This is a genomic window from Helicobacter pylori (genome assembly GCF_030062585.1).
Classification (GTDB): Bacteria; Campylobacterota; Campylobacteria; order Campylobacterales; family Helicobacteraceae; genus Helicobacter; species Helicobacter pylori_CN.
Window position 1 is genome coordinate 77200 of record NZ_CP071935.1, and the last position, 25067, is coordinate 102266.

24 protein-coding genes and 1 tRNA gene are annotated in these 25067 nt (G+C 39.2%); 17 read left to right on the forward strand and 8 right to left on the reverse strand.

The window, feature by feature from the left end; all coding sequences use genetic code 11:
* The first annotated feature begins 169 nt into the window (after positions 1–169).
* The 12 genes from J5F42_RS00350 to hcpE all read left to right on the forward strand — a co-directional run bounded on the left by J5F42_RS00350 (position 170) and on the right by hcpE (position 10453).
* Positions 170–1198 (forward strand): flagellar basal body P-ring protein FlgI, encoded by a 1029-nt coding sequence (locus J5F42_RS00350; protein ID WP_045005292.1) that lies wholly within the window; start codon positions 170–172, stop codon positions 1196–1198.
* Positions 1195–1512, forward strand: a complete 318-nt coding sequence (locus J5F42_RS00355) for a hypothetical protein (RefSeq protein ID WP_000609418.1) — start codon at positions 1195–1197, stop codon at positions 1510–1512. The genes J5F42_RS00350 and J5F42_RS00355 overlap by 4 nt, the downstream gene beginning before the upstream one ends.
* Complete coding sequence (gene flgS / locus J5F42_RS00360; RefSeq protein WP_097682287.1) at positions 1509–2654, forward strand: acid survival sensor histidine kinase; 1146 nt, start codon at positions 1509–1511, stop codon at positions 2652–2654. Before J5F42_RS00355 ends, flgS begins: the two co-directional genes overlap by 4 nt.
* Positions 2655–2857: 203 nt before the next feature.
* Positions 2858–3292, forward strand: coding sequence for a DNA starvation/stationary phase protection protein (gene dps / locus J5F42_RS00365; protein WP_000846455.1), 435 nt, complete (start codon positions 2858–2860; stop codon positions 3290–3292).
* Positions 3293–3313: 21 nt separating this feature from the next.
* Positions 3314–3598 (forward strand): DUF2018 family protein, encoded by a 285-nt coding sequence (locus J5F42_RS00370; protein WP_001206051.1) that lies wholly within the window; start codon positions 3314–3316, stop codon positions 3596–3598.
* Positions 3591–3986, forward strand: a complete 396-nt coding sequence (locus tag J5F42_RS00375; RefSeq protein WP_097699634.1) for a hypothetical protein — start codon at positions 3591–3593, stop codon at positions 3984–3986. The genes J5F42_RS00370 and J5F42_RS00375 overlap by 8 nt, the downstream gene beginning before the upstream one ends.
* A gap of 9 nt (positions 3987–3995) precedes the next feature.
* Positions 3996–4919 carry a polyprenyl synthetase family protein gene (locus J5F42_RS00380; protein ID WP_097699635.1) on the forward strand — a complete coding sequence of 308 codons (924 nt, stop codon included), beginning with the start codon at positions 3996–3998 and terminating at the stop codon, positions 4917–4919.
* On the forward strand, positions 4919–6268 hold the full coding sequence (gene hemA / locus J5F42_RS00385; protein WP_097699636.1) for a glutamyl-tRNA reductase: 1350 nt from the start codon (positions 4919–4921) through the stop codon (positions 6266–6268). Before J5F42_RS00380 ends, hemA begins: the two co-directional genes overlap by 1 nt.
* A 3-nt stretch (positions 6269–6271) precedes the next feature.
* Positions 6272–8005: a proline--tRNA ligase gene (proS, locus tag J5F42_RS00390; protein ID WP_283491365.1), complete on the forward strand. Its 1734-nt coding sequence runs from the start codon at positions 6272–6274 to the stop codon at positions 8003–8005.
* A gap of 11 nt (positions 8006–8016) precedes the next feature.
* Positions 8017–8937, forward strand: a complete 921-nt coding sequence (gene hemC / locus J5F42_RS00395) for a hydroxymethylbilane synthase (RefSeq protein WP_097699638.1) — start codon at positions 8017–8019, stop codon at positions 8935–8937.
* Positions 8937–9302 carry a c-type cytochrome gene (locus J5F42_RS00400; RefSeq protein WP_283491366.1) on the forward strand — a complete coding sequence of 122 codons (366 nt, stop codon included), beginning with the start codon at positions 8937–8939 and terminating at the stop codon, positions 9300–9302. The genes hemC and J5F42_RS00400 overlap by 1 nt, the downstream gene beginning before the upstream one ends.
* Before the next feature lie 92 nt (positions 9303–9394).
* Entirely contained in the window at positions 9395–10453 is a 1059-nt protein-coding gene (hcpE, locus tag J5F42_RS00405) for a Sel1-like repeat protein HcpE (RefSeq protein WP_283491367.1), read from the forward strand.
* Between the two features lie 761 nt (positions 10454–11214).
* On the opposite strand, the gene J5F42_RS00410 is transcribed toward hcpE, so the two are convergent.
* From J5F42_RS00410 to dsbK, 4 genes are read right to left on the reverse strand one after another with little or no spacing between them, the layout of a single operon-like run.
* Complete coding sequence (locus tag J5F42_RS00410; protein WP_000729685.1) at positions 11215–11745, reverse strand: hypothetical protein; 531 nt, start codon at positions 11743–11745, stop codon at positions 11215–11217.
* Positions 11745–12917, reverse strand: coding sequence for a glutathionylspermidine synthase family protein (locus J5F42_RS00415; protein WP_283491368.1), 1173 nt, complete (start codon positions 12915–12917; stop codon positions 11745–11747). Before J5F42_RS00415 ends, J5F42_RS00410 begins: the two co-directional genes overlap by 1 nt.
* Before the next feature lie 23 nt (positions 12918–12940).
* Entirely contained in the window at positions 12941–13591 is a 651-nt protein-coding gene (locus J5F42_RS00420) for a UPF0323 family lipoprotein (RefSeq protein ID WP_283491369.1), read from the reverse strand.
* Positions 13592–13606: 15 nt separating this feature from the next.
* The gene (dsbK, locus tag J5F42_RS00425) at positions 13607–14404 is read right to left on the reverse strand and encodes a protein disulfide-isomerase DsbK (RefSeq protein ID WP_283491370.1); all 798 of its coding nucleotides are present in this window, start codon (positions 14402–14404) and stop codon (positions 13607–13609) included.
* A 106-nt stretch (positions 14405–14510) separates the two neighbouring features.
* On the opposite strand from dsbK, the gene kdsB reads away from it, so the two are divergent.
* From kdsB to J5F42_RS00440, 3 genes are all read left to right on the forward strand, one after another.
* Positions 14511–15242, forward strand: coding sequence for a 3-deoxy-manno-octulosonate cytidylyltransferase (gene kdsB, locus J5F42_RS00430; RefSeq protein ID WP_283491371.1), 732 nt, complete (start codon positions 14511–14513; stop codon positions 15240–15242).
* A 193-nt stretch (positions 15243–15435) separates the two neighbouring features.
* Positions 15436–16887: a porin HopA gene (gene hopA / locus J5F42_RS00435; protein ID WP_097699830.1), complete on the forward strand. Its 1452-nt coding sequence runs from the start codon at positions 15436–15438 to the stop codon at positions 16885–16887.
* A gap of 127 nt (positions 16888–17014) precedes the next feature.
* Positions 17015–17089: transfer RNA gene (locus J5F42_RS00440), tRNA-Asn, on the forward strand.
* Positions 17090–17123: 34 nt separating this feature from the next.
* On the opposite strand, the gene J5F42_RS00445 is transcribed toward J5F42_RS00440, so the two are convergent.
* Complete coding sequence (locus J5F42_RS00445; protein ID WP_198973112.1) at positions 17124–18281, reverse strand: SulP family inorganic anion transporter; 1158 nt, start codon at positions 18279–18281, stop codon at positions 17124–17126.
* A 254-nt stretch (positions 18282–18535) separates the two neighbouring features.
* Between J5F42_RS00445 and hopM the strand changes: the two genes are divergently transcribed.
* Together hopM and J5F42_RS00455 are read left to right on the forward strand one after the other, a co-directional pair.
* Positions 18536–20617 (forward strand): Hop family outer membrane protein HopM/HopN, encoded by a 2082-nt coding sequence (gene hopM, locus J5F42_RS00450; protein ID WP_275093975.1) that lies wholly within the window; start codon positions 18536–18538, stop codon positions 20615–20617.
* A gap of 210 nt (positions 20618–20827) precedes the next feature.
* The gene (locus J5F42_RS00455; protein ID WP_097699832.1) at positions 20828–21661 is read left to right on the forward strand and encodes a sulfite exporter TauE/SafE family protein; all 834 of its coding nucleotides are present in this window, start codon (positions 20828–20830) and stop codon (positions 21659–21661) included.
* A gap of 393 nt (positions 21662–22054) precedes the next feature.
* Here the strand turns inward: J5F42_RS00455 and msrB are convergent, their stop codons facing one another.
* The 3 genes from msrB to J5F42_RS00470 all read right to left on the reverse strand — a co-directional run bounded on the left by msrB (position 22055) and on the right by J5F42_RS00470 (position 24949).
* The gene (msrB, locus tag J5F42_RS00460) at positions 22055–23134 is read right to left on the reverse strand and encodes a peptide-methionine (R)-S-oxide reductase MsrB (protein ID WP_097699921.1); all 1080 of its coding nucleotides are present in this window, start codon (positions 23132–23134) and stop codon (positions 22055–22057) included.
* Positions 23135–23257: 123 nt separating this feature from the next.
* Positions 23258–24604, reverse strand: coding sequence for a DNA repair protein RadA (radA, locus tag J5F42_RS00465; RefSeq protein WP_165561108.1), 1347 nt, complete (start codon positions 24602–24604; stop codon positions 23258–23260).
* A gap of 111 nt (positions 24605–24715) precedes the next feature.
* The gene (locus J5F42_RS00470) at positions 24716–24949 is read right to left on the reverse strand and encodes a ribbon-helix-helix domain-containing protein (protein WP_000858681.1); all 234 of its coding nucleotides are present in this window, start codon (positions 24947–24949) and stop codon (positions 24716–24718) included.
* Positions 24950–25067: the final 118 nt, after the last annotated feature.

Sequence of the window (25067 nt, forward strand, 5' to 3'; positions counted from 1 at the left end):
CTCAATTTAATTTGAAACTTTAAGCTGATAAAAGGCTAAAATTAAAATCTTTGATTTAAAGTTTATAAGATTTTTGAGTATAGCATAAAAATGCGCTCAATTAAGTTTAAAGTTTTTATAAAAGGCTTATGCTAAAATAATTAGAATTAAGGAATAAGAAAGGGTTTGATTGAAACGGGTGTTTTTGTGGCTTATTTTTGTATTAGCTTTCCACAAGCTTTTGGCCGAAAAAATAGGCGATATAGCGAGCGTGGTGGGCGTAAGGGATAACCAGCTGATTGGCTATGGGCTTGTGATTGGCTTAAATGGCACAGGGGATAAATCCGGCTCAAAATTCACCATGCAATCCATTTCTAACATGCTAGAGAGCGTGAATGTCAAGATCTCTGCAGATGATATTAAATCTAAAAATGTCGCTGCCGTGATGATTACAGCCTCCTTGCCCCCCTTTGCAAGACAGGGCGATAAAATTGATATTCACATTTCTTCTATTGGGGATGCAAAATCCATTCAAGGAGGGACTTTGGTGATGACCCCTTTAAATGCGGTGGATGGGAATATTTACGCCCTCGCTCAAGGGGCTATCACTTCGGGCAATTCTAATAACTTGCTCTCAGCCAATATCATCAACGGGGCGACTATTGAAAGGGAGGTTTCGTATGATTTGTTCCATAAAAACGCCATGACTTTAAGCCTGAAAAACCCCAATTTTAAAAACGCTATCCAAGTGCAAAACACTTTAAATAAGGTGTTTGGCAATAAAGTAGCCATAGCGCTAGATCCAAAAACCATTCAAATCACCCGCCCAGAGCGTCTTTCTATGGTAGAGTTTTTAGCCTTAGTGCAAGAAATCCCTATTAATTACAGCGCGAAAAATAAGATCATTGTAGATGAAAAATCAGGCACGATCGTTTCAGGAGTGGATATAATAGTGCATCCTATAGTGGTTACAAGCCAAGACATCACGCTTAAGATCACTAAAGAGCCTTTAAATGACTCTAAAAACACGCAGGATTTAGACAATAACATGTCCTTAGACACCGCTCATAACACGCTGAGCTCTAACGGGAAAAACATCACCATTGCCGGGGTGGTAAAAGCCTTACAAAAAATTGGCGTGAGCGCTAAAGGGATGGTTTCAATCTTGCAGGCCCTAAAAAAAAGCGGCGCGATTAGCGCTGAAATGGAGATATTATGATAAACAACAATAAAGCCATGTTAGAGCAATACAACGTTTCTAAATTAGCGAGCGAAGAGAAATTAAAAGCGCTAGCTCAAACTAAAAACGACAAGCTCCTCAAAGAACAAACCGATTCTTTTGAAGCGTTGCTTTTAAAATTCATGCTAGATACTGCTATGAAAATGGATAACCCCTTGTATCCTAAAGCCCCTGGCGATGAGATTTATGCGTCCATGTATAAGGATACTCTCTCTAAAGAATTGAGCGGGAATTTTGGCTATAGCGAAATGCTGTTTAATTTCTTAAAAGAGCAAGAAAAACAAAAACCATGAAAAAATCCAAGCGCTTAAAACGCCCTTATTTAAAGCGTTCCCATTTGAAACACTCTAATAAGGCTTCTTCTTTCAAGGAGTTGTTAAAAAAAGAAGACAATGTGATTTCATTAGAAAATTTTAAACCCAAAGAGAGCGAAGATTTATTAGAAAATTTTTCCAACAAAAAAGACATGCAAGAATTGCTAGGGCTTTTAAACCAATTCATTTTACAAAGCTACAAGGTGGAAAAGGAATTTAAGGATTATAAAGCCCTCTATGAATGGGTCATAGAGATTTTACCGCAAGCGATTTGGGTGATGAATGAAAACGGGAGCTTTTTTTATAAAAATTCTTTAGCCAATCAAAGCCATGAGGTGTTCAATAAGGCTAAATTAGAAAATTTTAACACCGAAATTGAACATGAAAATAAAAGCTATTTAGTCCAGCAAAACAGCATTCAAGGCAAGCAAATCATCACCGCAACCGATATTAGCGCTCAAAAACGCCAAGAGAGGCTCGCTTCTATGGGGAAAATTTCAGCGCATTTAGCCCATGAGATCAGAAACCCCGTAGGCTCTATCTCCCTTTTAGCTTCGGTGTTATTAAAGCATGCGAACGAAAAGACTAAGCCCATTGTTGTAGAATTGCAAAAAGCTTTATGGCGCGTAGAAAGGATCATTAAAGCCACCTTGCTTTTTTCTAAAGGCATTCAAGCCAACCGCACCAAGCAAAGTTTGAAAACGCTAGAGAGCGATCTCAAAGAAGCCCTAAATTGCTACACTTACTCTAAAGACATTGATTTTCTTTTTAATTTTAGCGATGAAGAAGGGTTTTTTGACTTTGATTTAATGGGGATTGTGTTGCAAAACTTCTTGTATAACGCTATTGATGCGATTGAAGCCTTAGAAGAGAGCGAACAGGGGCAGGTGAAGATTGAAGCGTTCATTCAAAATGAATTTATCGTCTTCACCATTATTGATAATGGCAAGGAAGTGGAAAACAAAAGCGCTTTATTTGAGCCTTTTGAAACCACCAAATTAAAGGGTAATGGACTAGGGTTAGCCCTGTCTTTACAAGTCGTTAAGGCCCATGAAGGGAGCATTGCGCTATTAGAAAATCAAGAAAAAACCTTTGAAATTAAGATTCTTAACGCTTCTTGAGTGATAATATCCCCCTTAAAAAATGAGTTTTACGATAAAACAAAATTTTAAAAAGATTAAATAATATTAAATTGAATAGGGTTTATCAGTTTTTGACAAAAATAAGATCAAAAAAATTTTTTATTAACTCTTTTGGTGTAGGATAGCGATCAAGGTTTTTATGAAAGTAAAAGCCTAAAACAATTTTAAAAAAAGGACTTTTGATGAAAACATTTGAAATTTTAAAACATTTGCAAGCGGATGCGATCGTGTTATTTATGAAAGTGCATAACTTCCATTGGAATGTGAAAGGCACCGATTTTTTCAATGTGCATAAAGCCACTGAAGAAATTTATGAAGAATTTGCGGACATGTTTGATGATCTCGCTGAAAGGATCGCTCAATTAGGACACCACCCCTTAGTCACTTTATCCGAAGCACTCAAACTCACTCGTGTTAAAGAAGAAACTAAAACGAGCTTCCACTCTAAAGACATCTTTAAAGAAATTCTAGGCGATTACAAACACCTAGAAAAAGAATTTAAAGAGCTTTCTAACACCGCTGAAAAAGAAGGCGATAAAGTAACCGTAACTTATGCGGACGATCAGTTAGCCAAGTTGCAAAAATCCATTTGGATGCTAGAAGCCCATTTGGCTTAAGCTATCAAAAAGAAGCCCAGCATGAGAGATTACAGCGAGCTTGAAATTTTTGAGGGAAACCCCTTAGACAAGTGGAATGACATTATTTTTCATGCGAGTAAAAAGCTTTCTAAAAAAGAGCTAGAAAGGCTTTTAGAGCTTCTGGCTCTTTTGGAAACTTTTATAGAGAAAGAAGACTTGGAAGAAAAGTTTGAATCTTTCGCTAAAGCTTTAAGAATGGATGAAGAGTTGCAACAAAAAATAGAGAGCAGGAAAACAGATATTGTGATCCAATCCATGGCGAATATTCTCAGCGGGAATGAATGAGCTTATCCGCTATGGCTTGATATTCCTCTTTTTTTTAAAGGCGTTTGGGCTTGATTATGGGATAGATAAAACGCTAGAATTAAAAAAAGATGAAGTGTTTAAAGCGATCATCAAAGACACTTCAAATGAACAAACCAAAGAAATTACGCTCTGTTGGACGCTATATGCAAATAAAGGTTTAGTCATCAACATGCGTTTTAACCATTTCCCTTACCAGTTTATTTTATACACCGATCATGCGAGAAACACCTATAACCTCAAAGTTTTTGAAGAAAAATTTTCTTCTAACAGCGCTCTGTCGCTTGTGTTTAAAGATTTTAAAGAAGATAAAGCCACTTTAAGGCTTTTAGCCCTTATGCCCCTTGTTTTTTCCCCTAAAGAGCCTTAAGGAATTTGCATGCAAGAAAAACAACTTCAAGCCATTCAAAATAAAATCGCTTCTTGGATCAAAGAAATTGAAAGCGGCTTTATAGATGCATTGTTTTCTAAGATCGGCCCTTCAAAAATGCTGCGTTCCAAACTCATGCTCGCTTTGTTAGACGAAAAAACAGACGCTATTTTATTGGATAAAGCCTTCAATTTGTGTGCGATTGTGGAAATGATACAGACCGCTTCTTTATTGCATGATGATGTGATTGACAAGGCGACCATGCGCCGAAAACTCCCCAGCATTAACGCTCTTTTTGGCAATTTTAACGCCGTGATGCTTGGGGATGTGTTTTATTCTAAAGCCTTTTTTGAACTATCTAAAATGGGCGAATCCATCGCTCAAATCCTCTCTAATGCGGTTTTAAGGCTCTCTAGGGGCGAGATTGAAGACGTGTTTGTGGGGGAATGTTTCAATAGCGACAAACAAAAATACTGGCGTATTTTAGAAGACAAGACCGCCCATTTCATGGAAGCGAGCTTAAAGAGCATGGCGATTCTTTTAAATAAAGACGCCAAAATGTATGCGGATTTTGGGTTGCATTTTGGCATGGCGTTTCAAATCATTGATGATTTGTTAGACATCACTCAAGACGCCAAAACTTTAGGTAAGCCCAATTTTAGCGATTTTAAAGAAGGCAAGACCACTTTACCCTACTTGCTTTTATATGAAAAATTGAATCAGTGCGATCAAGGGCTTTTAATTTCCTATTTCAAACAAGATAGTCATGAAATCATAGAATGGACTAAGGAAAAATTCAAGCAACATGGTATCATAGAAGAAACCCTTAAAATCGCTCAAGTTTATTCTAAAAAGGCCCTTGAAGCCATTAAGGGGGAAAACAATTTGATTTTAGAAAAACTAGCGCAAGATGTCATTTATAGGACTTTTTAATGGAGTTAGAAACTCATTTGTCAAAATATTTCACCCTAGCCTTTACGCATAAAAGCATGAGCTTAGAAATGCGCGAAAAACTCGCTATTAATTCGCCCATAATGCTTAAAGAATTTTTACAAACCATTAAAACCCACTGCCCTAATATCAAAGAGTGCATGGTGTTATCCACATGCAACCGCTTTGAAATTTATGCGAGCCTGAAACACGGCGCTAATACTAATGAACAAAAAAGCGCGTTATTAAAGATTTTGGCTCAAAATAAAAAAATGAGCGTGTCTGATTTAGAAAAATGCGTTTTAATCCATACTGATGAAAGCGCGGTCCATCATGTCTTTAGCGTGTGCAGCAGTTTGGATAGCTTGGTGGTTGGGGAAACTCAAATCACAGGGCAGATGAAAAACGCCTATAAATTCGCCTTTGAAGAGAAATTTTGCTCCAAAGATTTAACCCGATTGCTCCATTTTGCTTTCAAATGCGCCGCTAAAGTGCGCAATCTAACCGGCATTTCCAAGCAAGGGGTCTCCATCTCTTCAGTAGCCGTTAAAGAAGCGCTTAGTATTTTTGAAAAAGAAAGGATTAAGGATAAAAAAGCCCTTGTGATAGGGCTTGGCGAGATGTCTCAATTGGTCATCAAGCACCTTTTAAACAAGCAATTTGAAGTGCTTATTTTAGGGCGTAATGCGGCTAAATTTGAAGATTTTGTCAAGGAATTAGAAGAGCCTAAAAAAGTAAGCTTCCAAAATATAGAAAATTTAAACGCTTATATCAATGAATACGCATTGCTTTTTTGCGCCACTTCTTCGCCGAATTTTATCGTGCGAAATTCCATGTTGAAAGAAACGATTTTCAGGCGTTTTTGGTTTGATTTGGCCGTGCCACGGAATATTGAAAAGCCGGTATTCAATAATATTTTCTTATACAGCGTGGATGATTTAGAGCCTATGGTGAAAGAAAATGTGGGAAACAGGCAAGAGAGCCGGACGAAAGCTTATGAGATTGTAGGGCTTGCCACAATGGAATTTTACCAATGGATCCAAAGTTTAGAAGTAGAGCCTGTGATTAAGGATTTAAGGGAATTGGCTAGGATTTCAGCCCAAAAGGAATTGCAAAAAGCGCTCAAAAAACGCTATGTGCCTAAAGAATACGAAAGCAATATTGAAAAGATCTTGCACAACGCTTTCAACACCTTTTTACACCACCCTACTATCGCTTTAAAAAAGAACGCTCAAAAAGAAGAATCCGATGTGCTTGTGGGCGCGATTAAAAACTTGTTTAATTTAGACAAATCTAACGCTAACCATGCCCAGAATTTGAATCTCTATAAATGCGAATATTACGAGGAATAATGCATGCTATTTTCAAAACTCTTTGCCCCCACCCTCAAAGAACCCCCTAAAGATGCCGTGTTAAAAAGCCATAAGCACCTAGCTCAAGCAGGATACATCTATCAAGTAGGCAGCGGGATTTATAATTTTTTGCCTTTAGCTAAAAAAGTGCTAGACAAAATAGAAAACATCACGCACAAACGCATGCAAGAGCATGGGGCGCAAAATATTTTAATGAGCTTTGTGGTTTTGGCGAGTTTGTGGGAAAAATCAGGCCGTTTGGATAAATACGGCAAGGAATTACTGGTTTTTAAAGACCGAAAAGACAATGATTTTGTTTTAAGCCCCACTTTAGAAGAAAATATCACCGAAATTGCCGCTAATTTCATTAAAAGCTACAAGCAATTGCCCGTCCATCTCTACCAAATCCACACGAAATTCCGTGATGAAATCCGCCCGCGATTCGGGCTGGTGAGAGCGAGGGAATTTATCATGAAAGATGGTTATAGCTTTCATGAAGACGCTGAGAGCTTGGATAAGGAATTTTTAAACACGCAAAGCGCTTATAAAGAGATTTTAAGCGATTTGGGTTTGGATTTTCGCATCGTGGAAGCGGACAGCGGGGCGATTGGAGGGAGTAAAAGCAGGGAATTTGTCGTTTTAACTGAATGCGGGGAAGACACGATCGTGGTGTGTCAAAATTGCGATTATGCCGCCAATATTGAAATCGCTAAACGCTCTAAAAGAACTGAGCCTTTAAATGTCCCCAAAGCGCAATTAGCGAAATTCCCTACCCCTAATACCTCCAGCGCTCAAAGCGTGGCGGAGTTTTTTAAAACAGAGCCTTATTTTGTCTTAAAAGCGCTTGTTAAAAAAGTGATCCATAAAGATAAAGAAACCTTGGCGTGCTTTTTTGTTAGGGGCGATGACAATTTAGAAGAGACTAAAGCCCTAAACGCCTTGAACATTATAGGAGTGAACGCTTTAGAATTAAGAGAGGCCAATGAAGAAGATTTAAACCACGCAGGGTTAATAGCGGGTTTTATAGGGCCTTATGGCTTGAAAAAGCATGTTTCTTACATTATTTTTGATGAAGATTTAAAAGAGGGCGATTGCTTGATCGTTGGGGCTAATGAAAAGGATTTTCATGCGGTGGGCGTGGATTTAAAAGGGTTTGAAAACCTTGTTTATGCGGATATTGTCCAGGTTAAAGAGAGCGATTGTTGCCCTAATTGTCAAGGAGCGTTGGAATACCATAAGAGTTTGGAGGTGGGGCATATTTTCAAACTCGGGCAAGGCTATGCTAAAAGCTTGAAGGCGAGTTTCTTGGATAGGAATGGTAAGGAGCAATTTTTTGAAATGGGGTGCTATGGGATAGGCATTAGCCGATTGCTCAGCGCGATTTTAGAGCAAAAAAGCGATGATTTAGGCTGTGTATGGACGAAAAATACCGCCCCTTTTGATGTGGTGATCGTGGTTTCTAATTGGAAAGATGAAGCGCAAAAAAAACTCGCTTTTGAAGTGTATGAAAGGCTGCTCCAAAAGGGCGTTGATGCGCTGTTAGACGACAGAGACGCTCGTTTTGGGGCGAAGATGAGGGATTTTGAATTGATTGGGGAACGACTAGCGCTCATTGTTGGGAAGCAAACTTTAGAGAATAAAGAATTTGAATGCATCAAACGCGCTAATTTGGAAAAACAAACGCTTAAAGACACAGAATTAGAAGAAAAAATTTTAGAAATGTTAGAGAGCGAATAAGGGGGAAGTGAGTGGGAAATTTAGTGATTGGCTCTAGGGGGAGCGAATTAGCCTTATGGCAAGCGAATCACATTAAAGAACGCCTGAAAAAAGAATGCTTGATAGAAAGCGAGATTCAAATCGTTAAGACTAAGGGCGATAAAATCTTAGACACCCCTTTAAATAAGATCGGCGGTAAGGGGCTATTCACTAAGGAATTAGAAGAATTGCTTTTAAAAGGCGCAATTGATTTGGCGGTGCATTCTTTAAAAGATGTGCCGGTCGTGTTTGAAAAGGGGTTGGACTTGGCATGCGTCACTAAAAGGGCTGATGTGAGGGACACTTTTTTGAGCGTGAAATTCCCTGATTTGATGAGCTTGCCTGAAGGAGCCAAGGTTGGCACGACTTCTTTAAGACGCTCCATGCAAATCAAACTGAAACGCCAGGATTTAGATACAGAAAGCTTAAGGGGGAATGTCCAAACCCGTTTGAAAAAGCTTGAATGCGGTGAATTTGACGCTATCATTTTAGCTGAAGCCGGATTGTGCCGCTTAGAAATTCAAGGAGCGAAATACCGCAAGGCTTTTAGCGTAGAAGAAATGATTCCTAGCATGGGTCAGGGGGCTTTAGGGGTAGAAATGCTCAAAAACCACAAGCATTTTGCCACGCTTCAAAAACTCAACGATGAAGAAAGCGCGTTTTGTTGCCATTTAGAAAGGGAGTTTATCAAAGGGCTTAATGGGGGGTGTCAGATCCCTATTGGCGTGCATGCGAGTTTAATGGGTGATAGGGTTAAAATCCAGGCGGTTTTAGGCTTGCCTAATGGGAAAGAAGTCATCACTAAAGAAAAGCAAGGGGATAAAAATAAGGCTTTTGATTTAGTTCAAGAGCTTTTAGGAGCGTTTTTACAAAGCGGGGCGAAAGAGATTTTAGAAAAGGCGCAGTTGTTTTAATGCGTTTGTTTATCGCGCTAGTTTTGGGGTGGTTAAGTTTGAACGCTAAAGAAGCGGATTTCATCTCTGATTTGGAATACGGGCTGGCTCTTTATAAAAACCCTAGGGGTATTGCGTGCGCGAAATGCCATGGCATTAAAGGCGAAAAACAAGAAATCACCTTTTATTATGAAAAAGGCGAAAAAAAAATCCTCTACGCCCCTAAAATCAACCATTTAGATTTTAAAACCTTTAAAGACGCCTTGAGTTTGGGCAAAGGCATGATGCCTAAATACAACCTCAATTTAGAAGAAATCCAAGCGATTTACCTTTATATCACCTCTTTAGGGCATAAAGACGAGCGTAAGGATCCTTCCAAGCCTTAATCAAAGCGCTTGATTTATGCTAAAATGGAGCGTTGCATTTTTTGTTTTGATTAAAGAGGGTTCTAAAAATCAGAATTTAAAAGAAGGAATAAATGAGTGTCAAAATTTTAAAAATATTAGTTTGTGGGTTATTTTTTTTGAATGCCCATTTATGGGGGAAAGACAAGAGCTTTTTAGGGGTTGCTGAAAGGGCCTATAAAAGCGGGAATTACTCTAAAGCAATGTCTTATTTTAAAAAAGCATGCAACGATGGGGTGAGTGAAGGTTGCACGCAATTAGGAATCATTTATGAAAACGGGCAAGGCACTAGAATAGATTATAAAAAAGCCCTAGAATATTATAAAACCGCATGCCAGGCTGATGATAGGGAAGGGTGTTTTGGTTTAGGGGGGCTTTATGATGAGGGGTTAGGCACGGCTCAAAATTATCAAGAAGCGATTGATGCTTACGCTAAGGCGTGCGTTTTAAAACACCCTGAGAGCTGCTACAATTTAGGCATCATTTATGATAGAAAAATCAAAGGCAATGCCGATCAAGCGGTTACCTACTACCAAAAAAGCTGTAATTTTGATATGGCTAATGGGTGTTATGTTTTGGGCGTGGCTTATGAAAAAGGCTTTTTGGAAGTCAAACAAAGCAACCATAAAGCCGTCATCTATTATTTGAAAGCGTGCCGATTGGATGATGGGCAGGCTTGTCGCGCGTTAGGGAGTTTGTTTGAAAATGGCGATGCAGGGCTTGATGAAGATTTTGAAGTGGCGTTTGATTATTTGCAAAAAGCTTGTGGATTAAACAATTCTGGTGGTTGCGCGAGTTTAGGCTCTATGTATATGTTAGGCAGGTATGTCAAAAAAGATCCCCAAAAGGCTTTTGATTATTTCAAACAAGCATGCGATATGGGGAGCGCGGTGAGTTGCTCTAGGATGGGCTTTATGTATTCCCAAGGGGACTCTGTTCCAAAAGACTTGAGGAAAGCCCTTGATAATTATGAAAGGGGTTGCGATATGGGCGATGAAGTGGGTTGCTTCGCTCTAGCGGGCATGTATTACAACATGAAAGATAAAGAAAACGCCATAATGATTTATGACAAGGGCTGTAAGCTAGGCATGAAACAAGCATGCGAAAACCTCACTAAACTCAGGGGGTATTGAAAAATTTAACCAATCCCCTAAATTATGTTTAACTCAAAACTTTTCAAAGATTTGGCTCTGTTTTAAGAGCTAAAGCGGAAATCCCCCCTATTAATTTTTTAATCTTTAGTGTTTTTAGGGTTTTGTCTATTTTCAAAAAGAAAACTTTTTGAATGTTTTTTGCGGTTGTTTGGTTGTGTTTGTTAGCGTGTTTTTATAGTATAAATTTTTGTTAGGTTAGCTTGAAGTGGGTTTTAGGTTTAAAAGTCCTATAAAAATGTTTTAGCGTGTTTTTGCACTATGGATAGATATGCGTTTGGTTGTGTTTTTCAATAGCTTTAATTTATGGCTTTTGCGTGGTTATTATTATAAGCACGCTATAAATGCGAATCACACGATAATAGAGCGGTATGCACACGCTATAAAAAGACTTGATAAAAATAACGAAAAATAGTTAAATTTCAAGCGTTCTTTTAAAAATTGTTGTCAGATGAGACAGATAAAAACGCTTTTAGTTTAAAGATAGGTGCGAGTTTTAAGGGTTTTTTGTGTTGGTTTAGTTATTCTTTAATTTTTAAAAAATAGGGTTTTTAAAACTCATAAGGGGGTATTTTGCACTTTAACGCCCTCTTCAAACCCAAAACTAAATCCTCCTAACCCCTTAAGATCGCGTTATGAGAGATTATCGCTTACGCAAGCTTTTTTATTTTGGTTGTCAAAACACTCAAAGGCATTTTTAGATTTCATGACCAATATCCAAAACAGAGCTGATATTTTAAACCCTATAAAGACCAATAGATCGCTCCAAAGAAAACGATACTCCCTATTAAAACGCTTATAAACATGCGTTTAGTATCCTTAAAAGCCACCATTAAAAACGCACTCAAATAAAACAACAATAAAAACACGCAAAAAATCCCCAAAAGCACTTGAAACACGATGCCCACCTTAGCCTTATGCAGCATGATGAGCGTGCCTAAAAAGCCCCTTTCAATGGTTTTGATTTTGGTTTGGTCGCCTTTAGTTTCAAGGTTGATTTCATACAAAGGCGTGCCAATGATTAACGCTCCCCTATGCTCTCTAGGCTCTATCTTTTTAGGCATAGCGATATGGTTTTCTTTTATAAAGTCTTTCAAAAAATCCAATCGTTCTTCTTTTTTCAAAGATTTTTCTAAAACCCACTCTTTGATGTTAGCGCCAGTGTCTTGGCGTACCCCAAAGAGCAATGAAAGCCCACTAATCGCAAAAAGGAGCGCCAAAGGGAAGAAAAAAGTGGTCGCATAAATGTGAAAATAACGCATCATTGCAGCCATTATTGCAACATGTGGCTCACGAATTTAGAAAAATTATCCAAGACTAGCCCCCCTTTTCTAAACCCTAGCGCGCAAGATTCATAAGCAAAAAACACATTAGGCTGATAATACAACCCGTTATGTGAATTGAGCTCGTAAAATTCTTGATAAATAGGTTTGTGGTTAGAATAAACGCCATCCGTTTTTAAAAGCGATTGCATGGAAGCTTCAAAGATTTCACTATTCGCCCCCTCCCTACCAAAAGCCACTTTTTTGATTTGCTTTTTATTGGATAATGGCTCATAGCTCGTTTCTAACAATAAGGGGTGGTTGGGGTATCTGTCCCATAAAAGTTTTAAAAAACGCTTGGATTGGAAAAGGATCGTATAAGCCGGGTTTAAAAAAATCGTGTTTTTATTTTCCATCATGCCTTGCATCAAAAGGGCTAATTCTGGCTCATCAATAGCGATATTTTCCCATGGGATCAGTTTGAATAAAAACTCATAATTCAAGCCGTTTTTAAACACGCCCTCTTCTATATTAAACTCTACTTCATCAATGTAAGAAAAATCCGTTTCAAACCCCACGCTCTGAGCAGCGTCTTGCAAAAAACGCATGGTGCGCTCTTCTTCAATATTCCCCCTAACACTTGAAAAAAGGATTTTCCACCCCTCATACATTTCCTCAAAACGGCTCGTGTCTTCGCCTAAAGTTACCATGCGTTTAAAATTCTCGCCAAGCACTTCATAGAGATTATTGAATTGCTTGTTTTCATCATAGCCATTCGCTTTGAGTAACGCCCATTGGATCACTGCGGTTTCATAGAGCATGGTAGGGGTATCAGCGTTAAATTCCAATAATTTAATGGGCTTGCCATCAAGCCCCCCGGCTAAATCAAAACGCCCATAAATGTGCCAATGCACTTCTTCTTCAAAACTCTGTTTGATCATAGGAATGAGCGCGTTAGGAATATCCAATTCAAAAAAGCGATCGTTTTTAATGGCCTCTTCAGCTGTCTCTACAAACATATCATAAAGCTCATTACAAGCGTCATAATAAACATCCGCTTCTTTTTGAGAAACAACCACCATTTCATCAGCGATATAAGATGACATGTCATCATTCGTGTGCCAATCTAAGCCGATTTCTTCTAAGGTCTTATTGTCTAAAGGTTTTAAAGGAATCACTTGCATTTTTTAGCCTTGAATCAATTAAATTATGAGTTAAAGCCCCTTGTCCCAGAGCTTACCGCCGGCGAGCTAGTAGGCCTACTAGAGCCAAAAAACCCGCTCTGCCCCTTACTCGCTCCGCCCACGCTTGAAGCGCTAGGCGTGCTTTTAGAAAAGGAATTTTGAGAGCGTTGGTAAGCTTGTGGGGATTTGTAGGTCCGTTGGGCGTTTTGCTGATAATTAGGGTTATTGAAAAGCTTATTGCCAATATAACTCCCTAAAATCGCCCCCGCCGCGCTCCCTAAAATCGCGCTCCCCAAGCCAAAGCCTGAGCTTTCATTACTCCCACCCCCATTATTAGGTTGGATAAGCTTGCTCGTGCCGTTATCAATTTTGGCTTCTTCTTCTTTGATGAGCTTTTGAATCTCTTCATTGCTTAGCACTCGTTCATTGCCTTGCAAATCGCGCACTATAATGTGGGTTCTTGAGCTGGGGTATTCTTCAACAACCTTGTAAGATTTATCCTTTTGCTCTTCTAAAATCACAAACGCGCCTTTTTGAACGCTTTGGCTCAAAGAGCTTTGCTCTTTGGGTTTGTCATCAGCATTGCTCTTACACCCCACAATGCTCACCATCACTAACGCGCTCAAACCACCCACGATCGCATAATCAGAAATCTTTCTGTAGGGTTTTTTCATGAGAGTAGCCTTATACTATGCCTTATAATGGTATAAAAAAGGTACGCCCTTAATCACGCCAGATTCAAAAATCTTCTTAGTGGTATTTTCCACTTTAGTGCGTAAATCTTCAGGCTCTTTTTGGGCGTTAATATCGTATTGGGTGGAATAAATCTTTTCAAGAATAGAGATCTTATCTTCCACGCTCGCTCCCCTAGCCCTAGCTTTCGCCATTTCTTCTTGGATCAAAGCCGCTTTTTTAGCCGAATTGACCCCAAGCCACCCCACTACAACCATCCTCACGGTGTTTTCTTTCAAGTGATCCCTGAGTTTAGTGAGCTCTTTTTGGCAATGCGGGCACATGGGATCAGAGACAATATAAAGGATTTTATCCTTATTTGCAGCGTTAGTAGAAGGCAACTCTATCGCATAATCAGCCGGTATTTCATTAAAAATAGCGTTCAATTTCGCGCTATTTTGTTGGGTGGCGTTAAGGGCTTGGATTTTTTGATTGGTTTCTGCAACTAATTTCACATCATCGCTTTTATCGCTAAAAAAGATATTGCTAAGCCCTATGACTAAATTACCATCCTTACTCACTACAAGCGGGATATTGTATTTAGTGTCCGGATCTTCAATAACGACTATTTTTAAATCCTGGCTGGATTTTAAAGGTTTGACTTCTAAAATACGCACCTTTTTATTGGTTTGTTTTTCAATCACGCTCACTAAATTATCCTGCATCCGTTTGTCATTAGCTGAAACTGAATGTTTAGGGGCTGCCCCTAAGCCTACAAGAAGTAACGCACTCAACACACTCGCTCTTAATATCATTAAAACTCCTAAAGTTCAATAGCCTAAATCCTTACAATAAAAGGAATAAGCTTTTAATGGGTATAATACCATAAAATCCCCTATTTTGGCTTAAAAAGGTTTAAAGATGATTATCATTCCTGCTAGATTAAAATCCAGTCGTTTTGAAAATAAAGTGCTAAAAGACATTTTTGGCTTGCCTATGGTAGTGCGTTGCGCTAAAAATGCGAGTCTAGTAGATGAATGCGTAGTCGCTTGCGATGATGAAAGCATCATGCAAACATGCCAAAAATTCCGCATTAAAGCGGTGCTAACCTCCAAACACCACAATAGCGGCACAGAACGCTGTTTGGAAGCGGCGCGAATTTTAGGGTTAAAAAACGATGAAAGGGTTTTAAACTTGCAAGGCGATGAGCCTTTTTTGGAAAAAGAAGTCATTTTAGCGTTATTAGAAGCCACCCAAAACGCCCCTTTCATGGCGACTTGCGCTAAAGTCATTGATGAAGAGCAAGCCAAAAGCCCCAATTTAGTCAAGGTGGTTTTAGATAGCCAAAATAACGCCTTGTATTTTTCGCGCTCCCTTATCCCCTTTTTACGAGACACTGATGCGAAACGCCAAACCCCCCTTTTAGGGCATATCGGTATTTATGGCTTCCACAATAAAGAAATATTAGAAGAATTATGCGCTTTAAAATCTTGCGTTTTAGAGGAAACAGAAAAATTAGAGCAATTAAGGGCTTTGTATTACCAAAAAAAGATTCTAGTAAAAATCGTTCAAAGCCAAAGCATAGGCATTGACACCAAAGAAGATTTGCAAAACGCTTTGAAAATTTTTAGCCCCGATCTCCTTGAGCGATAAATTTTAAAAAATACTCAAAACATTTTTCACTATCAAAAACCTTTTTTTAAATCCAAAAAAAAGCAAAGTTTCTTAATTTTTGCTCAATTTTATTAAAAATTCAATAAATTTATGGCATACTTTAAACTAATTGTAAATAAAGTTTCAATTTGATACGATTTTACAAATAAAACATTACTTTAAGGAACATTTTATGAAAAAAACGATTTTACTTTCTCTTATGGTTTCATCGCTCCTCGCTGAAAATGACGGCGTTTTTATGAGCGTGGGCTATCAAATCGGCGAAGCGGTTCAACAAGTGAAAAACACCGGCGAAATCCAAAAAGTCTCCAACGCTTACGAAAATTTGAACAATCTTTTAACCCGCTATAACGAACTCAAACAAACAGCCTCTAACACTGATTCAAGCACCACTCAAGCGATTAATAATCTAAAAGAGAGCGCTAGCAGATTGAAAACGACCCCTAATAGCGCTAATCAAGCCGTGTCCTCAGCACTCAGCTCTGCAGTAGGCATGTGGCAAGTGATAGCCTCTAATTTAGCCAGTGGCACGCTACCCACTAGCGAATACGACAAAATCAATGCGATTTCTCAAGTGCTCCAAAATACCCTAGAAAATAAAAACAATGATCTTAAAGTTGAAAATGACTACGAACATCTTTTAGGGCAAGCTAGCACCATTATTAGCACCCTTCAAAACCAATGCCCAAGCGTAGACGGGGGCAATGGCAAACCATGGGGCATTAATGCAAGCGGGAACGCATGCGCTATTTTTGGCAACACCTTTAACGCCATAAACAGCATGATTGATAGCGCTAAAAAAGCCGCTGCAGAAGCCCGAAGAACTAGCCCAGAAAATCCAAACCAACAAAACGCGTTTACCAACGCTGATTTCAATAAAAACCTCAATCAAGTCTCAAGCGTTATTAATGACACTATCTCTTACCTCAAAGGGGACAATTTAGCAACCATCTATAACACCCTTCAAAAAACGCCCGATTCTAAAGGGTTTCACAGTTTGGTGAGCCGATCTAGCTATAGTTATTCTCTCAACGAAACCCAATATTCTCAATTCCAAACCACCACCAAAGAGTTTGGCCATAACCCCTTTAGAAGCGTGGGATTAATTAATTCTCAAAGCAATAACGGGGCGATGAATGGCGTGGGCGTGCAATTAGGCTATAAGCAATTCTTTGGGAAAAATAAATTTTTTGGGATCCGTTATTATGCCTTTTTTGATTACAACCATGCCTATATCAAATCCAACTTTTTCAACTCCGCTTCCAATGTTTTCACCTATGGCGCGGGCAGCGATCTTTTATTGAATTTCATCAATGGCGGATCCGATAAAAACCGCAAAGTCTCTTTTGGCATTTTTGGAGGCATCGCATTAGCGGGAACGACATGGCTTAACAACCAATCTGCGAATTTAAAAATCACCAATAGCGCCTACAACGCTAAGATCAACAACACCAATTTCCAATTTTTATTCAATACGGGCTTAAGGCTTCAAGGGATCCATCATGGCGTTGAATTAGGCGTGAAAATCCCTACGATCAACACCAATTACTATTCTTTCATGGGCGCTAAATTAGCCTACCGCAGGCTTTATAGCTTGTATCTCAATTATGTTTTGGCTTATTGATATGGAATCGGTTCTCATTATTAATGAGGACAAGCCAACTTTTTGGCTCTCAATGCATAACGGCATCATTTTACTTGACTTTTTACAAAAAACACGCTAGAATTTCTCTTTATTTTTTGAGCGAAATTCCAGATTAGCTCAGCGGTAGAGTAGGCGGCTGTTAACCGCTTGGTCGTAGGTTCGAATCCTACATCTGGAGCCATATCTCTAGCTATCCAACTTTTTAAAATAAAACTTCACGCAATCCCTTTAGATTTGATCCATAACGCATTGACTAAAACCCCCACCACAACCCCTATCGCTAAATTATGCGTGTATAAAACCACCGCCACGACTAAGAGCATGTTGAGCGTGTCATAGAGCTTGATTTTTTTAATGTTCATAATGGATTGGAAATTAAAAGTGGTGAAAGAAATCATCACCATCACCGCCACAACCGCCACAATGGGGATCTTAACCACGTATTCATTAAACACTAATATTAACACCATTAAAGAAAAGCCGGCAAAAAAAGTAGAAAGCCTTGTTTTAGCCCCGGATTTTGCGTTGATGATAGACTGCCCCACTAAAGCGCACCCTGTCATTCCCCCTAAAAGCCCTGAGATGATATTCCCCAAGCCTTGCGCTTTAGTTTCTTTATTTTTATCGCTCACGCCGTCTTTTAAAATGACATCTAAAGTTTTAGCGGTCAATAAACTTTCTATCGTTCCCACTAGCGCTAAAGAAAGAGCGTAAGGCAACAATCCTGCCACCATTTTAAAATCCAAATTTTTGGGGATAATGATGAAATGAAAGCCTGAAACCCCTTGCTCAATACTCCCCAAATTCGGCGCATGCGTATCAAAAATTAAAGCGATCGCGCTCACTATAAGGATACAAACCAGATTAGAGGGGATTTTTTTAGTGATTAAGGGGAAGAGATAAATGATCAATATCCCAATAACAAGCAAGATAAACACCCCTAAATTTTGGTTTTGAAGGAATTTGAATTGCTCCATTAAAAGCAAAATGCCTAGCGCGTTCACAAAACCATACATCACTGATTGCGGGATAAATTTTAAAAGATTCCCTATTTTCAAATAGCCTAAAAGAATTTGCAATATTCCTGCCATAAGAGTCGCCACGCCCGCGTATTCAAGCCCATAGTTTTTAACCACGCCCACTAAAATGAGCGCCACTGAGCCGGCCGCTGCGCTAATCATCGCCTTTCTAGCCCCAAAAAGAGACAACACAAAAGCCATGTAAAAGGTCGTATAAAACGCCACGCCCACATCTAAACCCACCATGATCGCAAAGCCGGCCGTCTCTGGGATCACAGAAAGCCCCACCACAAAACCAGACAACAAATCTTTTTGAATGTTGCTCAGCCATTCTTTTTGTATCTTTTCCAACATGCCACTCTTTCTCATTAGAATGGCTTGATTGTAGCCAAAGATTTAAAAACCAATTTCAAACCGGATAAAATCCCTTTTCTTAAATCAAGCTCTATGATATTTTATTGTAAAAAATACTTAAAATTGTTTTTTTTTTTTTTCAAAATATAAATTTTAAGTTAAGAATAAGCATTTTATGGTAGAATGGCGAAATTTCATAAACATGGCTATCATGGGAATGCGAAACCAACAAAAATCTAATAAAAGGAGAAAACATGAAAATCAAAAAATCCCTCTTGCTCTCTCTTTCTCTCATGCTCTCATTATCAAGGGCTGAAGATGACGGATTTTATATGAGCGTGGGCTATCAAATCGGTGAAGCGGTTCAACAAGTGAAAAACACAGGAGCATTGCAAAATCTTGCGGACAAATACGATAATTTGAGCAACCTTTTAAACCAATACAATTACTTAAATTCCTTAGTCAATCTAGCCAGCACACCGAGCGCGATCACCGGTGCGATTGATAATCTAAGCTCAAGCGCGATCAACCTCACTAGCGCTACCACCACTTCCCCGGCTTATCAAGCTGTGGCTTTAGCGCTCAATGCCGCTGTGGGCATGTGGCAAGTCATAGCCCTTTTTATTGGCTGTGGCCCTGGCCCTACCAATAATCAAAGCTACCAATCGTTTGGTAACACACCAGCCCTTAATGGGACAACCACCACTTGCAATCAAGCATACGGGACAGGTCCCAATGGCATTCTATCCATTGACGAATACCAAAAACTCAACCAAGCTTATCAAATCATCCAAACCGCTTTAAACCAAAACCAAGGAGGCGGAATGCCTGCCTTGAATGACACCACCAAAACAGGGGTAGTCAACATACAACAAACCAATTATAGGACCACTGCACAAAACAATATCATAGAGCATTATTATACAGAGAATGGGAAAGAGATCCCAACCTCTTATTCAGGCGGATCATCATTCTCGCCTACGATACAATTGACATACAATAATAACGCTGAATACCTTTTGCAACAGGCTAGTATCATCATGCAAGTCCTTATCACTCAAAACCCGCATGTGCAAACGAGCAATGGCGGTAAAGCGTGGGGTTTGAGTTCTACGCCTGGGAATGTAGTGGATATTTTTGGCGATAGTTTTAACGCTATTAACGAGATGATCAAAAACGCTCAAACAGCCCTAGCAAAAACCCAACAGCTTAACGCTAATGAAAACGCCCAAATCACGCAACCCAACAATTTCAACCCCTACACTTCTAAAAATAAGCAATTCGCTCAAGAAATGCTCAATAGAGCTGAAGCTCAAGCAGAGATTTTGAATTTAGCCCAACAAGTAGCGGACAATTTCCACAGCATTCAAGGGCCTATTCAAGGGGATTTGGAAGAATGTAAAGCAGGATCGGCTGGCGTGATCACTAATAACACTTGGGGTTCAGGCTGCGCGTTTGTGAAAGAAACTCTCAATTCCTTAGAGCAACACACCGCTTATTATGGCAACCAGGTCAATCAGGATAGGGCTTTGTCTCAAACCATTTTGAATTTTAAAGAAGCCCTTAACACTTTAGGGAAAGATTCTACAGCGATCAATAATGGTATTTCTCACTTGCCTAACGCTAAATCTCTTCAAAACATGACGCATGCCACTCAAAACCCTAATTCCCCAGAAGGTTTGCTCACTTATTCTTTGGATACCAACAAATACAGCCAATTCCAAACCATCACGCAAGAACTAGGCAAAAACCCCTTTAGGCGCATCGGCGTGATTGACTATCAAAACAATAACGGGGCGATGAATGGCATTGGCGTGCAAGTGGGCTATAAGCAATTCTTTGGCAAAAAAAGGAATTGGGGGTTAAGGTATTATGGTTTCTTTGATTATAACCATGCTTATATCAAATCTAATTTTTTTAACTCGGCTTCTGATGTGTGGACTTATGGGGTGGGTATGGATGCGCTTTATAACTTCATCAACGATAAAAACACCAACTTTTTAGGCAAAAATAACAAGCTTTCTGTGGGGCTTTTTGGTGGTTTTGCGTTAGCTGGGACTTCGTGGCTTAATTCCCAACAAGTGAATTTGACCATGATGAATGGCATTTATAACGCTAATGTCAGCGCTTCTAACTTCCAATTTTTGTTTGATTTAGGCTTGAGAATGAATCTCGCTAGGCCTAAGAAAAAAGACAGCGATCATGCCGCTCAGCATGGCATTGAACTAGGTTTTAAAATCCCTACGATCAACACAAGCTACTATTCTTTCATGGGGGCGAAACTAGAATACAGAAGGATGTATAGCCTTTTCCTCAATTATGTGTTTGCTTACTAAAAACCCTCTTTAAAAAAGGGGTTTGTTTAAAAACGCTTAAAAGCATTTTTAAAATTAAGCAGTAAAGAGCCTAGATAATCTCTTGCAACCGCTCCCAAGCGATAAAATTAAAGTAATCAAAACCCTATTTTTGCAATCATTAAAGAAAATTTTTTAAAGATTATCACTCTTTTTTGATAAAGTAATCATTTAAAATTTAGGGAGTTTTTCATGGAAGAATCAACAGCGTTCATTTTGGCTCTTGTGGGGCTATTCACTGGCATTACCGCCGGGTTTTTTGGTATTGGTGGGGGGGAGATTGTCGTCCCTAGCGCGATTTTTGCCCATTTTAGCTATAGCCATGCGGTGGGGATTTCGCTCATGCAAATGCTTTTTTCTTCAGTGGTCGGCTCTATCATCAATTACAAAAAGGGCTTATTGGATTTGAGAGAGGGCTCATTTGCTGCACTTGGAGGGCTAATGGGGGCGATTTTAGGGAGCTTTATTTTAAAAATCATTGACGATAAAATTTTAATGGGCGTGTTTGTGGTGGTGGTGTGCTACACCTTTATCAAATACGCTTTTTCTAGCAACAAGAAACCAGAGCATTTTGAAGAAATGCATTTTGATTTGCATGCGAATAACAAAACGCCCGAAAAAAAGCGCCAAATCCCCTTTGTGTCTATGGATAGAACGCATGGGGTTTTGATGCTCGCCGGTTTTGTTACCGGCATCTTTTCTATCCCGCTAGGCATGGGCGGGGGGATTTTAATGGTGCCGTTTTTGGGCTACTTTTTGAAATACGATTCTAAAAAAATCGTGCCTTTGGGACTATTTTTTGTGGTGTTCGCTTCTTTGTCTGGGGTCATCTCTCTTTATAACGGGAAGGTTCTTGATGATATAAGCGTTCAAGCGGGGGTGATTACCGGTGTTGGAGCGTTTTTAGGAGTGGGCATTGGCATTAAGCTGATTGCTTTGGCTAATGAAAAGGTGCATAAAATCCTGTTACTCCTCATTTATGCTTTAAGCATTTTAGCGACTTTACACAAGCTCATTATGGGGTAAAAATTTAAAAATAAATCAAAGGCATTTTTAAAATTAATATCAAAAAGCTTTCTAAGAGCAAGCGATAATCTCTAAAAAAGCGCTTCTTTAGGGTTAGGGGGGTTTAGTTTGGAGGTTGTAATGGGATAACCCCCTACCCCCTTAAAAAATGAGTTTGAAACAAAAAATAAAATTAAAAACCCCATTTTTAAAAAAATAAAAAGTTTTAGTTATCTTTATTTGATGAGAACAAAACCATAAAACTTAAAAAAGAATATTTTCAAGGTAAGGGTAATTAAAAAATGAATTATTTAGGGCGTATTTTAGCGTTTTTTAAAATAACCCATAAGACAACCCAAACGCTTAAATTCCCCATTTTAACCCCCCAACATTAGGAGGCTTAGTCATACCCCCTTAATGCGTTTTTTTATCTTGGATGTATTTTTTCAATTCACCCTTTTTGATATAAGGGATAAACTCGCCATAGCCCTCTTTTTCCATGTCTTTTAAGGGGATAAACCTTAAAGCCGCACTGTTGATGCAATACCTTAAGCCCCCTAATTCTTTAGGTCCATCGTTAAACACATGCCCCAAATGCGCCTTACCAATACGGCTCAACACTTCAATGCGTTTCCTATTAAGGCTCTCATCGTCTTCGTATTTCACCACATCTTTATTGATAGGCTTAGAAAAGCTTGGCCACCCGCAACCGGAGTCGTATTTATCCGCTGAAGAAAATAGCGGCTCGCCTGTGGTAATATCCACATAAATGCCCTCTTCTTCTTTGTTGTAATACTCGTTTTCAAAGGGTTTCTCAGTGTGTTTGTTTTGCGTAACCTCATACTGGAGCTTGGTGAGTTTTTTCTTTAAAACTTCATCGCTGGGTTTGGTGTATTTATCGCTATCTACAATCACTTCATCCGCCTTTTTCAAATCAATATGGCAATAACCACCAGGGTGTTTTTTCAAATAATCCTGGTGGTATTCTTCAGCCCTCACATAATTTTTTAACGGCTCTACCTCAATGGCGATTTTGCCTTTCACTTCTTTTTGTAACGCTTTTAAGGCGTTGTCTATCACTTCTTTATCCGCGCTATTGACATAGTAAATCCCTGTGCGATACTGCCTGCCCACATCATTACCTTGCTTGTTCACGCTCACCGGATCAATCACCTTAAAATAATAGCGTAACAACTTGTCCAAACTGATCTTTTTAGGATCATAAACCACCTTCACGCTTTCAGCATGATCGCTCTCATGCAATTTTTCATAATTCGTGCTTGAAGTTTTGCCGTTAGCGTAACCAGAGCTTGCGTCTATGACGCCATAAATCCTCTCCATATACGCCTCTAGCCCCCAAAAACACCCCCCAGCCAAGTAAATCACTCTTTCATCGGTTTTGGAAAGTTTAGATCCCATGTTTTCATTCGCTTGCATAATTGCTCCTATCGCTAAAAAAAGATAAAAATTTTTCAAATAAGATAATACCTTCATTGAATAACCTTTGTTTTAATTTTAATGGTGTCCGCCATTATAACTAAAAAAGATGGTAATTGCTCTTTAAATTGAATTTAAATTTTAATAAGGCTTTGTTCTATTAGGTAACAAAATTTAAAATCACATCCATTCAACAATCTTACCCACCGCATTGGCTTCATAGCATTTGATAGAGGTTTTTTGACTGGGTTTTTTAGGCAAAATGGCTTTTAAAAAGCCGTAATTTTCCATTTCTTTCAATCTGGCGTTCAAATTAGGGGCTTCTAAAATCCTGCCATTCAAACTCACTTCGCCCAAAAACGCCGTTTTATTGTCAATTTTTCTGTTTTTAAAACTTGAAAGGATACTGGCAATGACCGCTAAATCGCAAGCCGGCTCGCTAATCTTAATGCCTCCGCTCACATTAATGAACACATCATGGCGGTTTAAGGGGATTTCTAGCTTTTTTTCTAACAGAGCAATAAGCATGTTAAGGCGGTTAGTGTCAAACCCGTTCGCCAATCGTTTGGGCGCTCCAAAACTGCACTCGCTCACCAACGCCTGAATCTCTAAAATCAACGCCCTTGATCCTTCTAAAGTGATGGTAATGGCACTCCCCTCCATAGGCTCTTCTTTGGAAAAAAACAAGCTTGAAGCTTCTTTAGCGCTCACCAAACCCTGCTCTTTCATTTCAAACAAGCCGATTTCACTCGTAGGGCCAAAGCGGTTTTTAAAACTCCTCAAAATCCTTAATTCCCTACTGGGATCGCCCTCAAAATACAGCACGCTATCTACCATATGCTCTAGCACTCTAGGCCCTGCGATGCTCCCTTCTTTAGTGATATGACCGATGATAAAAATAGCAATATCTCTTGTTTTGGCCAAACGCATGAGCTCAAAAGTGATCTCTCGCACTTGCGAAATAGAGCCGGGCGCTGAAGAAATCTCTGGCGAATAAAGCGTTTGAATGGAATCAATCACGCAAGCAAAATAATTTTCGCTTTCTATATTAGCCTTAATCACAGGCCAATTGATTTCATTGAGCAGATACAATTCTTTTTCTATGCAATCCAATCTAGTGGCGCGCATTTTAATCTGACTCAAGCTCTCTTCCCCGCTCACGTACAAAACCTTTTGCTGGTTTTTGGCTAAGCCAGAAGCCACTTTTAAAAGCAGAGTGGATTTCCCCACCCCAGGACTCCCCCCCACTAAATACAACCCCCCTTTAGCGATCCCTCCACCCAAAACAATATCCAACTCGCTTTGAGTGGAAGAAAACTTGATGACTTCTTCATGCTCAATTGCAGCGATAGAAACGCTTTTTTGCGCTTGTGGGAGCGGTTTTTTAAGCGCGTTTAAAACTTCCTTTTGGGCTTGGTTCAATTCTATAAAACTCTCCCATGCGTTGCATTGAACGCACTTGCCCAACCACTTAGGGCTTGTAAAACCGCAATGCTGACACTCAAATAAAGAAGTTTTTTTAGCCAAAATACCACTCTTTTTTAAAATCACACAGCTAAAAACTGGATAAAAACGGAGCTTTGGTTTTGTTCTGTAGCAAAACTCGTAAAGCTACACTCAAAACAAGTTAAAAAGTCATCAAGGGCCATTTTGCTCTATTTTTCTTAAAGCCTTCAAAATATAGCGTTTGATATAAGATCCCACGCTTTCTTCTTCTTCGTTAGCCATTTTTTCTAGTTTTTGGTATTGCTCATCAGAAAAATACAAGCTTACAGCACGAGTTTTTTTATTAGCGTCTGCTTTTGGTTTGCGTCCTAGTTTATTTTTAGTTCCCCTTAAGTGAGTTTCATCTGTGTTTTCTGTCGTTTTCATCAAGTTCCTTCAATCATCATCGCAAATCGCTTTAAACGAAAATAGCATATTAGCATAAAAGTAGCGTATAATGAATAATGTCGCAAGCGCTAATCATTCCTCATTTTGAGTTTATTAG

Bases quoted from the DNA above. Each gene is read 5' to 3' on its own strand.
- msrB (WP_097699921.1), bottom strand. From the start codon at position 23,134: ATGAAGGTATTATCTTATTTGAAAAATTTTTATCTTTTTTTAGCGATA.
- proS (WP_283491365.1), top strand. From the start codon at position 6,272: ATGCTATTTTCAAAACTCTTTGCCCCCACCCTCAAAGAACCCCCTAAA.
- J5F42_RS00370 (WP_001206051.1), top strand. From the start codon at position 3,314: ATGAGAGATTACAGCGAGCTTGAAATTTTTGAGGGAAACCCCTTAGAC.
- hopA (WP_097699830.1), top strand. From the start codon at position 15,436: ATGAAAAAAACGATTTTACTTTCTCTTATGGTTTCATCGCTCCTCGCT.
- hemA (WP_097699636.1), top strand. From the start codon at position 4,919: ATGGAGTTAGAAACTCATTTGTCAAAATATTTCACCCTAGCCTTTACG.
- J5F42_RS00470 (WP_000858681.1), bottom strand. From the start codon at position 24,949: ATGAAAACGACAGAAAACACAGATGAAACTCACTTAAGGGGAACTAAA.
- J5F42_RS00445 (WP_198973112.1), bottom strand. From the start codon at position 18,281: ATGTTGGAAAAGATACAAAAAGAATGGCTGAGCAACATTCAAAAAGAT.
- dps (WP_000846455.1), top strand. From the start codon at position 2,858: ATGAAAACATTTGAAATTTTAAAACATTTGCAAGCGGATGCGATCGTG.
- dsbK (WP_283491370.1), bottom strand. From the start codon at position 14,404: ATGATATTAAGAGCGAGTGTGTTGAGTGCGTTACTTCTTGTAGGCTTA.
- J5F42_RS00375 (WP_097699634.1), top strand. From the start codon at position 3,591: ATGAATGAGCTTATCCGCTATGGCTTGATATTCCTCTTTTTTTTAAAG.
- J5F42_RS00410 (WP_000729685.1), bottom strand. From the start codon at position 11,745: ATGGCTGCAATGATGCGTTATTTTCACATTTATGCGACCACTTTTTTC.
- J5F42_RS00455 (WP_097699832.1), top strand. From the start codon at position 20,828: ATGGAAGAATCAACAGCGTTCATTTTGGCTCTTGTGGGGCTATTCACT.
- J5F42_RS00380 (WP_097699635.1), top strand. From the start codon at position 3,996: ATGCAAGAAAAACAACTTCAAGCCATTCAAAATAAAATCGCTTCTTGG.
- J5F42_RS00420 (WP_283491369.1), bottom strand. From the start codon at position 13,591: ATGAAAAAACCCTACAGAAAGATTTCTGATTATGCGATCGTGGGTGGT.
- J5F42_RS00415 (WP_283491368.1), bottom strand. From the start codon at position 12,917: ATGCAAGTGATTCCTTTAAAACCTTTAGACAATAAGACCTTAGAAGAA.
- kdsB (WP_283491371.1), top strand. From the start codon at position 14,511: ATGATTATCATTCCTGCTAGATTAAAATCCAGTCGTTTTGAAAATAAA.
- hopM (WP_275093975.1), top strand. From the start codon at position 18,536: ATGAAAATCAAAAAATCCCTCTTGCTCTCTCTTTCTCTCATGCTCTCA.
- hcpE (WP_283491367.1), top strand. From the start codon at position 9,395: ATGAGTGTCAAAATTTTAAAAATATTAGTTTGTGGGTTATTTTTTTTG.
- J5F42_RS00355 (WP_000609418.1), top strand. From the start codon at position 1,195: ATGATAAACAACAATAAAGCCATGTTAGAGCAATACAACGTTTCTAAA.
- flgS (WP_097682287.1), top strand. From the start codon at position 1,509: ATGAAAAAATCCAAGCGCTTAAAACGCCCTTATTTAAAGCGTTCCCAT.
- J5F42_RS00400 (WP_283491366.1), top strand. From the start codon at position 8,937: ATGCGTTTGTTTATCGCGCTAGTTTTGGGGTGGTTAAGTTTGAACGCT.